The 13,630-nt window shown below is 64.6% G+C and carries 9 protein-coding genes; 6 read left to right on the top strand and 3 right to left on the bottom strand.

Going from position 1 to position 13,630, the window contains the following annotated elements; translation table 11 throughout:
- Nucleotides 1-75: 75 nt before the first annotated feature.
- Together J2X76_RS17675 and J2X76_RS17670 are read right to left on the bottom strand one after the other, a co-directional pair.
- Nucleotides 76-3,294, bottom strand: coding sequence for an efflux RND transporter permease subunit (locus J2X76_RS17675; RefSeq protein WP_310218546.1), 3,219 nt, complete (start codon nt 3,292-3,294; stop codon nt 76-78).
- Nucleotides 3,291-4,532 (bottom strand): efflux RND transporter periplasmic adaptor subunit, encoded by a 1,242-nt coding sequence (locus J2X76_RS17670; RefSeq protein WP_113127027.1) that lies wholly within the window; start codon nt 4,530-4,532, stop codon nt 3,291-3,293. Before J2X76_RS17670 ends, J2X76_RS17675 begins: the two co-directional genes overlap by 4 nt.
- A gap of 276 nt (nt 4,533-4,808) precedes the next feature.
- Here J2X76_RS17670 and J2X76_RS17665 point away from each other — a divergent pair, with 276 nt between their 5' ends.
- The 3 genes from J2X76_RS17665 (at nt 4,809) to J2X76_RS17655 (ending at nt 9,663) form a co-directional block, all read left to right on the top strand.
- On the top strand, nt 4,809-7,283 hold the full coding sequence (locus J2X76_RS17665) for a UvrD-helicase domain-containing protein (protein ID WP_310218545.1): 2,475 nt from the start codon (nt 4,809-4,811) through the stop codon (nt 7,281-7,283).
- 151 nt (nt 7,284-7,434) lie between these two features.
- Entirely contained in the window at nt 7,435-8,436 is a 1,002-nt protein-coding gene (locus J2X76_RS17660; RefSeq protein ID WP_310218544.1) for an NAD(P)-dependent alcohol dehydrogenase, read from the top strand.
- 81 nt (nt 8,437-8,517) lie between these two features.
- A complete protein-coding gene (locus J2X76_RS17655) occupies nt 8,518-9,663 on the top strand; it encodes an amidohydrolase (protein WP_310218543.1) in 1,146 nt (381 codons plus the stop codon).
- A gap of 47 nt (nt 9,664-9,710) precedes the next feature.
- Here the strand turns inward: J2X76_RS17655 and J2X76_RS17650 are convergent, their stop codons facing one another.
- Nucleotides 9,711-11,105, bottom strand: a complete 1,395-nt coding sequence (locus J2X76_RS17650) for a DUF2778 domain-containing protein (RefSeq protein ID WP_310218542.1) — start codon at nt 11,103-11,105, stop codon at nt 9,711-9,713.
- A gap of 729 nt (nt 11,106-11,834) precedes the next feature.
- Between J2X76_RS17650 and pncA the strand changes: the two genes are divergently transcribed.
- From pncA to J2X76_RS17635, 3 genes are all read left to right on the top strand, one after another.
- A complete protein-coding gene (gene pncA, locus J2X76_RS17645; RefSeq protein ID WP_310218541.1) occupies nt 11,835-12,461 on the top strand; it encodes a bifunctional nicotinamidase/pyrazinamidase in 627 nt (208 codons plus the stop codon).
- A 113-nt stretch (nt 12,462-12,574) separates the two neighbouring features.
- Entirely contained in the window at nt 12,575-13,294 is a 720-nt protein-coding gene (locus J2X76_RS17640) for an AzlC family ABC transporter permease (protein ID WP_310218539.1), read from the top strand.
- Between the two features lies 1 nt (nt 13,295).
- Nucleotides 13,296-13,610, top strand: coding sequence for an AzlD family protein (locus tag J2X76_RS17635; protein ID WP_113284776.1), 315 nt, complete (start codon nt 13,296-13,298; stop codon nt 13,608-13,610).
- The last annotated feature ends 20 nt before the right edge of the window (nt 13,611-13,630 follow it).

Below are 13,630 nucleotides of genomic sequence, written 5' to 3'. Positions count from 1 at the left end.
CCCTTCGCGTTTTTCGAAGGGATTGGCGCCGGTGCAGCGGGGAGCGACGGCTTACGCCGGCGCTTCCGGACAGGCTCACTCGGCGGCGAGCAGCTGTTCCTTGCCATCCTCTTCGTCGTTGTCCTGCTTTTCTTGCCTGCGGCGCGTGGCATGCGCCAGTTCCTGATGGAACCGGGCTTCCTCGTGCACATGCGGCTTGGCGAAGCCGGCGATCAGAAGATAGGCGACGGGGGTGATGAACAGCGTCACCAGAACCGCGAAGCCGAGGCCGCCGACGATGACCCAGCCGAGCGCGATGCGCGCTTCCGCGCCGGCGCCCTGGGCGAGCAGCAGCGGCACGCCGCCGATGACGGTGGCGATCATCGTCATCATCACCGGACGCAGGCGGATCGCGCAGGCGGTTTCGATCGCCTCGCGCACGCTGGAGCCGCGGTCGCGCAGCTGGTTGGCGAACTCGACGATCAGGATGCCGTTTTTCGCCATGACGCCGACGAGCAGCACGAGGCCGATCTGGCTGTAGACGTTGAGGCTCGATCCGGTCAGCACCAGGGCGATCGCCGCGCAGGCAAGCCCGAGCGGCACGGTCGACATGATGATGATCGACGACAATACGCTTTCGAACTGCGCGGCCAGCACCAGGAAGATGATCGCGATCGCAAAACCGAAGGTCATCAGCATGGCGTTGGAGTTTTCGCCGAGCGTCTTGGCTTCCGCCATCGGCACCAGCCGGACGCCGGGCGGCAGCAGCGGCTGGGCGATCGCCGTCACCTGCTTGACCGCATCGCCGAGCGCCACGCCATCGCGCAGGTTCGACGAGATGGCGACCGAGGCGAGCTGCTGTTCGCGGTTGAGCTGTGGCGCCACGGCGCCTTCCCTGAGGGTCGCGATCGTCGACATCGGCACGATCTTGCCGTCGCCGGTCTTCAGGAAGATGTTTTCGAGGTCGGTCGGATCGTCGATCGGCCTCGTGGTCGAGGTGAGCTTGACCGGCAGCGCGTCGCCGTTGACGAAGACGTCGACGATCGAGCGGCCCTCGAGCAGCGACTGCATCGCGGTCGACAGGCCGGTGATGTCGATGCCGAGATCGGAAGCCCGCTCGCGGTCGATCGCCACCGAAAGCTGCGCCTGGGTCGGCTCGTTGGTGAGCCGCGGCGTATCGAAGAACCGGCCGCCTTCGCTTTCCATATGCGACACGAGCTTGAGGGCCGTCGCGGTCAGCACGTCGTAGTCGTTGCCGACCAGCGCCATCTGCAGGCCGTTGCCGGCGCCGCGGATCTTCAGGCTGTTGGCCTGCATGGTGAAACCGCGCAGGGCCGGCACGCGCAGGGCCGCGGCATTGACGTCGGCGGCGATCTGGTCCTGGGTCCGGGAGCGTTCCTCCCAGGGCGCCAGGGTCAGGACCATGAAGCCGCTATTGGTGTTGGCACCGAAACCGGAGATCGAGAAGATGTTGGCGATCTCGCCCGAATCCCGCAGCGGCTTCAGGTTCTCTTCGAGACGCTGCATCTGGTCGCGGGTATAATCGAGGCTGACGCCCTGCGGGCTGGTGACGCGCAGCATGATCGTCGCGCGGTCTTCGCGCGGCGTCAGCTCGCTCTTGACGAGGCCGAAGACGTTGTAGGCTGCGATCGAGAAAACCACCGAGACGACGATGACGACGAGCGGCGCATTGAGGCAGAACCGCAAGGCGGCGGCATAGACGCTGGCAAACGCGTTGCCGAAGGCGCCGAGCAGACCGTGATCCTCCTTCATCGGCTTGGTCAGCATGCGCGAGGCGAGCATCGGGCAAAGCGTCAGGGCGGTAATCGACGACAGGCCGACCGAGAAGGCGAGCACGAAGCCGAATTCCTTGAACAGGCCGCCGATCTGGCCGGGCAGGAAGGAGAGCGGAATGAAGACGGCCGCAAGCGTCGCGGTCGTCGCAATGACGGCGAAGAACACTTCCTGGGTGCCGAGCACGGCGGCGGCGCGCGGTCCCATGCCCTCCGCTCGCCGTCGCACGATGTTTTCGAGCACGACGATCGCGTCGTCGACCACGAGGCCGGTCGCGAGCACGATGGCGAGCAGCGTCAGGATGTTGATCGAGAAGCCGACCAGATAGATCGCCACCAGCGTGCCGATCAGCGCCACCGGCATGGTGATCGCAGGGATCAGCGTCGCGCGCCAGTCGCGCAGGAAGAGGTAGATGACCACGACGACGACCGCCGCCGACAGCATCAGCGCGGTCTCGACTTCGTGCAGCGCGCCCTGGATGAAGATCGCGTCGTCGCCGGTAATGGCGATGCGGGTGCCTTCCGGCAGGGTCTTCTGCATCTCCGCGACGGCGGCCTTGACGCCCTGGGAAATGTTGAGCGTGTTCGACTGCGCCTGGCGGATGATGCCGAGGCCGACGCCCTGCACGCCGTTGGCGCGCAGCACGGTCGTGCCGTCGTCAGGGCCGAGCGCGACCGTCGCCACATCGCGGATGCGAATATTCGGGCCGATCAGGACGTTTTCGAAATCCTGCGGCTTGGTGAGGCTGGCGGTGGCGCGAACGACGATATCCTGCGTCGTGCTTTTCAGCGAGCCGGCGGGAACGTCAAGCGCGGCGCTCGACAGCGCCTTGGAGACGTCGGCGACCGTCAGACCGCGGCCGGCCAATGCCGCCTGGTTGATATCGACGCGAAACACCTTGTCCTGGTCGCCGTAAAGTTCGACGTCGGCCACGCCTTCGACGGCGGCGAGCCGGTCGACGATCTCGTTGTTGACGAGCTGGGTGAGGTCTTCCATCGACATCTTCGACGACGTGACCGCAAGACGCATGATGGCGTCGGAATCGGCATCCGCCTTGACGATGCGGGGTTCGTCGGCATCGTCGGGCAGCTTGTTGACGACCCGGCCGACCGCGTCGCGCACGTCGTTGGCGGCTTCGGAAAGATCGACGCTGTCGGAAAACTCCATCGTCACACGGCTGGAGCCGAACTGCGACTGCGAGGATAGCGCCTTGAGGCCGGAAACGCGGGCGACCGCGCCTTCGATGACCTGCGTGACTTCCTGGTCCATGGTCTGCGGCGACGCGCCGTCGTAATTGGTGCGCACGGTGATGACCGGCTGGTCGACGTCGGGAAGTTCGCGCACTTCGACGCCCGCAAGGGCTGCAAGACCGGCGACGACGAGCAGCGTGTTCAGGACCGCCGCGAGCACGGGACGGCGCACGAAGAGAGCCGTGAAGCTCTGGCCGGATTTCTCCGCTAAGGCCTTGCCGTCGTCGTCATGGCCGTGGGCCGGCCCATGTCCCGGAAGTTCGATCTTCATTGGCGCGCCACCTCAGCCGTTTCCGGCGCCCCGAAGATCCGGACCGACGCCCCTTCCCTCACCCGTTGCAGGCCTTCGGTGACGATCCGGTCGCCTTCCTTGAGTTCGGCGCCCACGAGGACCGCGTCGGGATTGCGCTGGACGACGCGGACCCGGGTCTTGACCGATTTGTTGTCCCGGACCTGCCAGACATAGGACCCCTCGCCGTCCCACTGGATGGCGAGCGGATCGACCGCCGGATAACGTTCGCCGGCAAAACGCATGCCGACATTGAAGGCCATGCCGGCGCGCAGCACGTCACCTGGATTTTCGACCCTGGCGCGGATGCGCATCGTGCGGCTTGCCGGATCGATGCGGTTGTCGATCGCCTCGACCTTGCCGGAAAACACCTGGCCCGGACGGGCGATCGAGCTCGCCTCGACGGGCGCGCCCGGTTCGATCGCGACGGCGAAACGTTCCGGCGCCCAGAAATCGACCAGAATGGCCGTCCGGTCGTCGATCGTCACGACATTGGTCTGGGTGGTGACATTGTCGCCGATATTGACCGCAACGATGCCGGCGACGCCGTCGATGGGCGCGACGATGTCGCGGCGCCTGAGATTGAGTTCGGCGGTGGAGAGCGCAAGCTTCGCCGCCTGTTCGGCGATCTGGGCATTGAGCACGTCGAGCCGCGAGAACGACTGCAGGTTCCTGTAGGAGGCGGATTTTTCCTGGGCGCTCTGCAGCGCGACCTGCGCCTTTTCGCGCTCGATGATCTGCTCCTCGTCATCGAGACGGGCAAGCACCTGGCCCTTGGTGACCTTCTGGCCGGATGTGACCATGATCTCGTCGACCGTGCCGGAGGACTGCGGCATGACGACGACGGACTGGATGGCCTCGCCGCTGCCGATCGCCGAAAGGCGGTCGTTGACCGTGCCGATCGCCACCGGCTGGGCGACGACGAGCGTGGCCCGATTGCCGCCGCCCTGGCCTCCACCTTGTCCGCCTGCTCCGCGCTGGCCGTTCTGCGCCTGGGCATTGCCCTGCGCGCCGCCCTGGCCCTGCGGCCGCGCCGCGCCATTGCCGTTTGCGGCAGGTGCGGAGGAACTTGCCGGCTTCGGACGGATGGCGGCGATCACCTCACCGGGCACGCCCATCCTGGCAAGCGTTTCCCCGGCGCTCGGCACAAGATAGACCCACAGAGCCAGTGCTCCTGCAAGGACAACAAGACAGAGCAGAAGCTGTTTCCAAATCCGCATTCAATTCTCCGACGGGGCAGCAAAAGGCCATATTGCCCCGGAGTATCCTTGTTTGCCGGTGCTCACGCAATGGGGCAACGCCAACCTTACGGAAATGTAACCTCACGAAATTTCACGGATATGTTAGACGGCAAGCATACATATACTCCTAAAATTGTCGTTTTGGCAGAGAGCAACCGCCGGCCTCTCCATACTTTAGCCTTGCCTTGTGTGGAGACTTGGAATGAAAGCAGAACATTTTCTGGTCTTTCAGGTCCGAATCACTACATTGGCCGCATGACGAACAGTTTCGACGACATTCCGTTCTTCGACGAAGAACCCCAGCAGGCGCCACGCAAGGCCCCCGCCCCGGCACCGGCCGCGGGCCAGGGCGGCCTCGGCATCGCCGCCCGCGCCATGGCGGCCCGCGACCAGCACCGTGCGCCCGACTATCTTTCCGGCCTCAATCCCGAACAGCGCCAGGCGGTCGAGACCCTGGACGGCCCCGTCCTCGTGCTTGCCGGCGCCGGCACCGGCAAGACGCGCGTGCTGACCACCCGTATCGCCCATATCCTCGCGAGCGGCCGCGCCTTCCCCTCGCAGATCCTCGCGGTGACCTTCACCAACAAGGCGGCGCGCGAGATGAAGGAACGCATCGGCGTCCTGGTCGGCGGCGCGGTCGAGGGCATGCCCTGGCTCGGCACCTTCCATTCGATCGGCGTCAAACTGCTGCGCCGTCACGCGGAGCTGGCGGGCCTGCGCTCCGATTTCACCATTCTCGACACCGACGACGTGGTGCGGCTGATCAAGCAGCTGATCCAGGCCGAAGGTCTGGACGACAAGCGCTGGCCGGCAAAACAGTTCGCCGGCATGATCGACACCTGGAAGAACAAGGGCCTGCTGCCGGCCGACATCCCGGAAGGCGATGCCCGCGCATTTGCCAATGGCAAGGGCCGCGAACTCTACGCCGCCTATCAGGCCCGGCTGAGGACGCTCAACGCCTGCGATTTCGGCGATCTCCTGCTGCACCCGATCGCGATCTTCCGCAAGAACCCGGATCTCCTCAAGGAATATCACGCAAGGTTCCGCTATATCCTCGTCGACGAGTACCAGGACACCAATACTGCCCAATACATGTGGCTGCGGCTGCTCGCCCAGAGACCGCAGGGCACGCCCCAGAACGTCTGCTGCGTCGGCGACGACGACCAGTCGATCTATGGCTGGCGCGGCGCCGAAGTGGACAACATCCTGCGCTTCGAAAAGGATTTTCCGGGCGCCAAGGTGATCAAGCTCGAGCGCAACTACCGCTCCACCGAACACATCCTCGGCGCCGCCGGCCACCTGATCGCCCATAACGAGGGCCGGCTCGGCAAGACCCTGTTCACCGACCGCGCCGACCCCGACGACGAGAAGGTGGTGGTGCATGCCGCCTGGGATTCGGAGGAGGAAGCGCGTGCCATCGGCGAGGAGATCGAAACCCTCCAGCGCGGCAAACACAAGCTCAACGACATGGCGATCCTGGTGCGCGCCTCGTTCCAGATGCGCGAGTTCGAAGACCGGTTCGTGACGCTAGGCCTCAACTACCGCGTCATCGGCGGCCCGCGCTTCTACGAGCGGCTCGAGATCCGCGACGCCATGGCCTATTTCCGGCTCGTCTGCCAGCCGGCCGATGACCTTGCCTTCGACCGCATCGTAAACACGCCGAAGCGCGGCCTCGGCGACATTACCTTGCGCTATCTGAATAATTATGCCCGTACCCGCGATATTCCGAAGCTGCAGGCTATAGCCGAACTAGTAGAGACGGACGAACTGAAGCCTGCTCCTCGCAAAGCGCTGTTCGACGTGGTCACCGATTTCCGCCGCTGGCAGGGCCTGCTCGAAAACACGGCTCACACCACGCTCGCCGAGCAGATCCTCGACGAAAGCGGCTATACCGCCAAGTGGCAGAACGACAAGACGGCGGAAGCGCCGGGACGCCTGGAAAACCTCAAGGAACTGGTCCGTTCCATGGAAGCCTTCGAGAGCATGCGCGGTTTCCTCGAACACGTGGCTCTCGTCATGGATGCCGAGACCAACGAGAACCTCGACGCGGTGTCGATCATGACGCTGCATTCGGCCAAGGGCCTGGAATTCGACACCGTCTTCCTGCCCGGCTGGGAGGAAGGCCTGTTTCCGCACCAGCGGGCGCTCGACGAGGGCGGCCGCTCCGGCCTCGAAGAGGAACGCCGCCTCGCCTATGTCGGCCTGACGCGCGCAAAGCACCGTTGCCATATCTGGTTCGTCTCCAACCGCCGCATCCACGGCCTGTGGCAATCGACCATGCCGTCACGCTTCCTCGACGAACTGCCGGCCGCCCATGTGGACGTGGCGGCCTCCGACAGCAATTACGGCGGTTATGGCGGGCGCGGCGGTTACGGCCAGTCGCGCTTCGACAAGGCCGATCCCTTCGCCAACACCTATTCGACGCCGGGCTGGAAACGCGCCCAGGCCAACAGGACCGACGCCACCCGCGACAACTGGGGCACCCGCTCCGGCCACGCCGTGGAACGCATCGGCTACGGCGAAAGCGGCCCGCGCACGCGCACCATCGATGGGGAACTGGTGGCCAAGTCGGTCGCCGACACGCCGTCCCAGTTTTCGGTGGGCGACCGGGTATTCCACGTCAAGTTCGGCAACGGCAATATTTCGGCCATCGAAGGCAACAAGCTGACCATCGAGTTCGACAAGGCCGGGCAGAAGCGGGTGCTCGAGGGGTTTGTGGAGCGGGTGTGAGAGAGGCTTGACACAAGCTGATATCAATAGTCGCAGAGAAGCAGGTTCCGTCACGCGGAACGGAGAACGCCGCCCCTAGCATCCCGCTTGTCAGTCTCCCTGATTCCTTCTAGGTGAATCCGATAATTTTCGCGGATTGAGGGAGGAATTCATGAAAGCCATTGTTACTGCACCGGGCGGCCTCGATGCCCTGAAACTCGTCGATCGGCCCGACCCGGGCAGACCCGGCCGTGGCGAGATCCGGGTGAAGCTGCATGCGAGTTCGATCAATTTCCATGACCTCAGCGTCGCGAGCGGCCGCACCCCGACCGATGGGCGGGTGCTGATGGCCGATGGCGCCGGTGTGGTCGAGGAGGTCGGGGAAGGCGTGGGCGAGTTCAAGGCGGGCGATCATGTGGTCTCCTGCTTCTTCCCCGACTGGCAGGACGGCCCGCCGCCGGCGGGTGGTTTTTCGCGCACGCCCGGCGACGGCATCGACGGGTTCGCGACCGAATATGCGGTGCGGCCGGCGGCGGCCTTTACGCTCGCTCCGAAAGGGTTCAGCCATGTGGAAGCGGCGACGATCACCACCGCGGGGCTGACCGCCTGGCGGGCGCTGGTGGAGCTTGGGCGGCTGAAGGCCGGCGAGACGGTGCTGGCGCTCGGCACCGGCGGCGTGTCTATCTATGCGATGCAGATCGCAAGAGCGATGGGCGCACGGGTGGCGATCACCTCGTCCTCGAACGACAAGCTGGAGCGCGCCGGAAAACTCGGGGCCGAGTTCACCATCAACTACAAGGAGCAAGCCGACTGGGGCAAACAGGTCTTCGACTGGACCGGCGGCCGCGGCGTCGACCATGTGGTGGAAGTCGGCGGCCCGGCGACGCTTGGGCAATCCATCCAGGCTGTGAAGATGGGTGGCCATATCACCATGATCGGCGTCCTGACCGGCCCGCGCGGCGAGGTGCCGACCGCAGCCTTGATGGGCAAGCAGGCGGTTCTGTCGGGTATTCTGGTCGGCAACCGCCGCCAGCAGCAGGATTTCGTGCGGGCGCTCGATACGGGCACCGTCCGCCCGGTAATCGACAAGGTGTTTGCGCTCGAAAACCTGGCCGATGCCTTCCGCTACGAGATGAGCGGCAGCCATTTCGGCAAGATCGGCATCGAGTGGTGATTGGTCGGGCAGAGGTTTTTCTTGCGGAGAACCCCTGCCCCGGTTACCTCGGGACAAACCCGGCGATCAGGGAGCGGCCCCATGTTTCTCACCAACCAGGACGTCATCGAGCTCACCGCATGGCGGCGCAAGCTGCATGCCATGCCGGAAGTGTCCGGCGAGGAGGTCGCGACCGCTGCCGAGGTGCAGGGGTTTCTCGCGGATACCAAGCCGGACCGGGTCGTGACCGGCCTCGGCGGCACGGGCGTCGCGGTCGTTTATGACAGCGGCCTTGCCGGCCCGACCGTGCTCTTTCGCGCCGAGCTGGACGCGCTGCCGATCGAGGAGGTCGGTACGCCGGATTACCGCTCGAAAATTCCCGGCAAGGGCCATATGTGCGGACATGACGGCCACATGACCATGCTGGCGGCGCTCGGTCGTCAGTTCGGTCGCGAAAAGCCGAAGCGCGGCCGCGTCATCCTCATGTTCCAGCCGGCCGAAGAGACGGGCGCCGGTGCTGCGGCAGTCATCGCCGACGAAAAATTCCGGGACCTGGTGCCGGATTACAGTTTTTCCCTGCACAACATGCCCGGCCTGCCGCTGGGGCGCGTCTGGCTGAAGCAGGGGATCGTCAACTGCGCGTCGCGCGGCCTCAAGGTCGTCCTCACCGGGCGCACGGCGCATGCCTCCATGCCGGAAACCGGCATTTCGCCGGTGCCTGCGGTCGCAGCGCTGATGCCGGCGCTGACGGCGCTCAGCGAGGGCTCGATCGAAACCGGCGACATGCTGCTGGCCACGGTCACCCATGCCTCCGTCGGCGAACCGGCCTTCGGCATTGCGCCCGGCCGTGCCGAGGTCTGGGTGACATTGCGCACCATGACCGACGGCCAGATGGAAGCATTGATGGCGAGGGCCGAAACCCTCGTCCGCAAGATCGCCGCCGCCGACGGACTCGAATACGCAATGGATTACCATGATATCTTCGGCCAGTGCGAAAACGATGCGCAGGCGACCGAGCTGCTGCGGGCGGCGATGGAAACCGAGGGCGTTCCCCACGATGCAGGCGAGACGATGCGCGGCTCGGAGGATTTCGGCCGCTTCGCGACCGTCTCAAAATCGGCGATGTTCTTTCTGGGGGCCGGCGAAAACATGCCGAACCTGCACAACCCGAATTACGATTTCCCTGACGACCTGATCCCGATCGGCACCAAGATTTTTATGCGCGTGGCGAGAGATATTCTGGGCTGAAACGCCGTTTGTGACGCCGTCATCCGGCGTCACCATCATGGCTCCGACTAAGCGTCGTTATTGCCGAACAGCTTGGCCATGAAGCCGCCATTGGTGCCGCGGCCCGGACGCTTGCCGTCCCACTTGGGCACGATCACCATATGGGTGATGTCGCCGCGCTGGAAGGCTTTCAGGAACGCGGGATAATCGGCAAACGCGACGCAGCCGTGCGAGTCGCCGCGCACCCGCAGCAGGAAGCTGTGGGCGAGCAGGCCGGTGCGGCCCTGCGGCGCCTTGCCGTCGACCGGCGTCAGGCGGATCGCGGCGACGCCGTGGAACAGCGTTTCGCGCATCGACAGCTTGTAGGTGCCGGGGGGTGTCGGGCCACGCATCGTCACATGCGTAAAGTTCGGGTTGTCGCGCATCTTGCCGATGCCGGAATGCGCTTCGAGCTTCGAGCCGTTCGGCATATAGACCATGCCGCCGGAAATATCATAGACCGCGACCTTCGTGCCAATGCCGGGCCAGGCCGGAGCCGACTGCGACGGACGGGTGGGCTCCTCGCGCATCGGATTGTCGGGCTTGGCGAAGGCAAGCGCGGTCGGCTTTTCGTCGCGGTCGTCCGCCCTGGCGGGCTTCTGCGGCGCGACCGCGGCAATCGCGGCAAGCGCTGCCGGCTTGGCGGGCTTTTCGGCGGTAGAGCCCGGACGGATGACCGGCAGCGGGCCGGCCTTCGGCAGCGCATAGGAAGGCGCCGCGGGAACGGCCTCCTCGACCATCGCGACTTCGCTTTCGTCGGTGCCCTCGTCCGCGTCCTCTTCGAGGGCGGTTTCCTCAAGCGCGGCCATCTCGACCGGCTTCATATCCTTGAGCCCGGCGACGGTGGCGACCGTCTGGACGTCCTGGATCATGTCCGGCAGGGCGCCGCTAGGCGTGCGGGGCGCCACCACGACGAGGTTTTCCATCGCCGGCGCGAGCACGGCGCGGATGGCATTGGCGTCCGGACGGATCTTTTCGAGTGCTGCGAACTGCTGTTCGTGTTCCTGGTGGCGGGCAGCCTTGGACATCGCCACGTTGAGCATCTGGCTGACGCTTGAAACATCCGGCTTGCGCGCTTCAAGCGCAGCCACTTCGGCTCCGGCCAGGCGCTTGCCCTTCGGACCGGCGGGCGCGCTGCCCGGCAGGCGTGAGAATTTCGAGACGTCGATTTCGCGTTCGCGCGATACGGCCGCGGGAGCGGGAGCGGCAAGCGCGATCGGCTTCGTCAGCGCCGTTTCGAACTTGACGTCGGCTGCCGACTTCACCGCGGTCGCCATGGTAACCATCGACGCACCCATCAGGGCTGCGACCGTCAGACCGAAACCGACCGTGACATTGACAAGGAGAGAGCGGGATTTCTTGCGGCGCTGCGGCGCCTTGCCCGCATGCCTGCCATTCACCGACGTCTGGACCGAACGCGCCATCACTCGTTACCCGAACCGTTACTCACACCGGCAGGCGTCGCTTCCGCGAGACTGCCAACACAACCTCGGCGAGCACTGAGCATAAGAAGAATCTGCCCACCGCCGCCTATCGACTGCATGTGAGAATGAACGATTATGGTAACCAATGTCTTTACGCCGCCCCGATTTGGTTTCGGTGGTGCACATAAAAGCGCATGCCGTCGGAAGTTTAACCGAATTGCGGCAACAGGGTGTCCCCCGGGTGCCCAATTGAGGCTAGTCAAGCCAGCGACCGTTGCTGTTTAGCCACAAAATCTTATTCTTTCAAGGCTTGATACGATTTTTATACCAATTCCTTCTCTGGCACCGAATGCCTCGAGTCGCGCGTTGCCGCCCGAGCGTCCCGCCATTGCCCGTCATCGCGGGGCCCCTAGATGTATACCGAAGCCGTTTACGGGTAATCGGAAACAGCTTCGCGGCGGGTAACATGAGCGGTTCAAAAGCACCAAAACCAGGTCGTCGCCGGCTGCCGCAAAGTCCGCAGACAACCCTCTCCCCAATCAACTGTAAATACTCGACAGCGTTGCAGCGCCGGCGTTCCGGAAGACAAGGATCGCTCTCTCCGGCGCGGCTTCTGTCGAGGAATTCGACACCCGACCGCGCCGACGACCGCACTGCAAAACATAACGGCCTTGATCCTGTCCTCCGCCCTTGGCATCCTCCGCCGATCCAGGAATCGGAGAATGACCGATGAAAGCGCTGCTCCTGATCGACATCCAGAACGGTTTTTGTCCAGGCGGTAACCTGCCCGTCGCCCATGGCGACGAAATCGTGCCGGTCGCCAACCGGCTGATCGAGGACGGCGGATATGACGTCGTCGTCGCCTCGCAGGACTGGCACCCGGAGAACCATGGCAGTTTTGCCTCCCGGCATCCCGGCAAGAATCCGTTCGAGATGGGGGAACTGTCCGGCCAGCCGCAGGTCATGTGGCCGGACCATTGCGTCCAGGGCACGCCGGACGCGGAATTCCACCCCGACCTCAATATCGATGCGGTGGACTATATCCAGCAGAAGGGCGAAAACCCCGCGGTCGACAGCTATTCGGCCTTCCGCGATAACGACCAGGCCGCCATAACCGGGCTCGCCGGTTATCTGAGGGCCCAGCAGGTAACCGAACTCGACCTCTGCGGACTTGCGACCGACTATTGCGTGAAATTTTCCGCGCTGGATGCGCTGGAGATGCTGCCGGGCGTGAAGGTGCGCTTCATCAAGGATGCAAGCCGCGGCATCGATCCGCAGGGCGTCAAGAACGCCATCGCCGAGATGAAGGAGAAAGGCATCGGCATCGTCTCGAGCAGGGACATCCTTCGTAACTGAAGCCGGGACCGGTCGAACCTGACTGTTCAGCGAAATCGATCATAACATCAGCCCAATTGAATTGCGCGCGGTCCCGCAGGGCTCTAAAGCCGGTGCGTAAAGGATCTTCTTCGATGAATCGCAGCGAATTCAATCAGGGACTGAGGGGCGGCCTCGTCATCGCCCTCTCCTCGGCTCCCTTCGCGGTCCTGTTCGGCGCCGTGGCGAGCGATAACGGCCTGACGGTCATGGAAGCAGGCTTGATGAGCGCCACCGTCTATGCCGGCGCAAGCCAGCTCGTCGGCATCGAGCTCTTCGGCCACCATGTGGCGCCGTGGCTGATCGTGCTGTCGGTCTTCGCGGTGAATTTTCGCCATATCCTCTATTCGGCGGCGCTGACGCGGTTCATCGCCCACTTCTCGCCGGTCCAGAAATTCTTCGCCTTCTTCGTGCTGACCGACCCGCAGTTCGCCGAGGCGGTGAAGCACGGCGAAAGCGGCGGGCGCATCAGTTTTCCCTGGTATATCGGCTTCGGTGCCGCAGTCTATTTTCCCTGGCTGTTCTTCAGCGTCGTCGGCGCGTTTTTCGGGCGGATGATGGGCGATCCGCGAACGCTCGCCATCGACGTTCTGCTGCCGGTCTATTTCCTCGGGCTGGTCATCGGCTTCCGCCGCAAGCCGGGCTTCTATCCGGTGGTGGCGGCGAGCGCGCTCGGTTCGGTGCTCGGTTATCATTTCGTCGGCTCGCCCTGGCATGTCAGCATCGGCGCTGCGCTGGGCGTGATCGTCGCCGCCCTCCTGCCCCTGCCACCGGAATCAGTGCCGGTGACGGCCGCCAGCGAAACGGAGAGCTGACATGGCCGATCTGTTTTCCATGGAGACGGTTGTTCTGATCCTTGCCGCGGCGGTTGCGACCTACCTCACCCGGATCGGCGGTTACGTGCTGATCACCCGGATGAAGACGATCCCGCCGCGCATGGAACAGGCGCTCAACGCCGTGCCGGCGGCGGTGCTGACGACGCTCGTCGCCCCGGCCTTCTTCAACGGCGGCTGGGACGTCAAGATCGCCATGCTCGTGGCCCTCGTCGCCGGCATCCGGTATCCGGGCCTCTTGCTGCTCGGCGCCGGCTGGGCGGCGGCGATGATCTGCCGCCACCTGCTTGGCTTCTGATTTCAGGCGCTCCCCGATAC

Source organism: Neorhizobium sp. 2083, from assembly GCF_031455615.1.
Lineage (GTDB): Bacteria > Pseudomonadota > Alphaproteobacteria > Rhizobiales > Rhizobiaceae > Neorhizobium.
Note: the sequence above shows the minus strand (reverse complement) of the source record. Positions and strands in the feature narration are given on the sequence as shown.

Excerpts from the sequence above, each read along its gene's own strand:
- J2X76_RS17675 (WP_310218546.1), bottom strand. The coding sequence starts at position 3,294 with ATGAAGATCGAACTTCCGGGACATGGGCCGGCCCACGGCCATGACGAC.
- J2X76_RS17670 (WP_113127027.1), bottom strand. The coding sequence starts at position 4,532 with ATGCGGATTTGGAAACAGCTTCTGCTCTGTCTTGTTGTCCTTGCAGGA.
- J2X76_RS17665 (WP_310218545.1), top strand. The coding sequence starts at position 4,809 with ATGACGAACAGTTTCGACGACATTCCGTTCTTCGACGAAGAACCCCAG.
- J2X76_RS17660 (WP_310218544.1), top strand. The coding sequence starts at position 7,435 with ATGAAAGCCATTGTTACTGCACCGGGCGGCCTCGATGCCCTGAAACTC.
- J2X76_RS17655 (WP_310218543.1), top strand. The coding sequence starts at position 8,518 with ATGTTTCTCACCAACCAGGACGTCATCGAGCTCACCGCATGGCGGCGC.
- J2X76_RS17650 (WP_310218542.1), bottom strand. The coding sequence starts at position 11,105 with ATGGCGCGTTCGGTCCAGACGTCGGTGAATGGCAGGCATGCGGGCAAG.
- pncA (WP_310218541.1), top strand. The coding sequence starts at position 11,835 with ATGAAAGCGCTGCTCCTGATCGACATCCAGAACGGTTTTTGTCCAGGC.
- J2X76_RS17640 (WP_310218539.1), top strand. The coding sequence starts at position 12,575 with ATGAATCGCAGCGAATTCAATCAGGGACTGAGGGGCGGCCTCGTCATC.
- J2X76_RS17635 (WP_113284776.1), top strand. The coding sequence starts at position 13,296 with ATGGCCGATCTGTTTTCCATGGAGACGGTTGTTCTGATCCTTGCCGCG.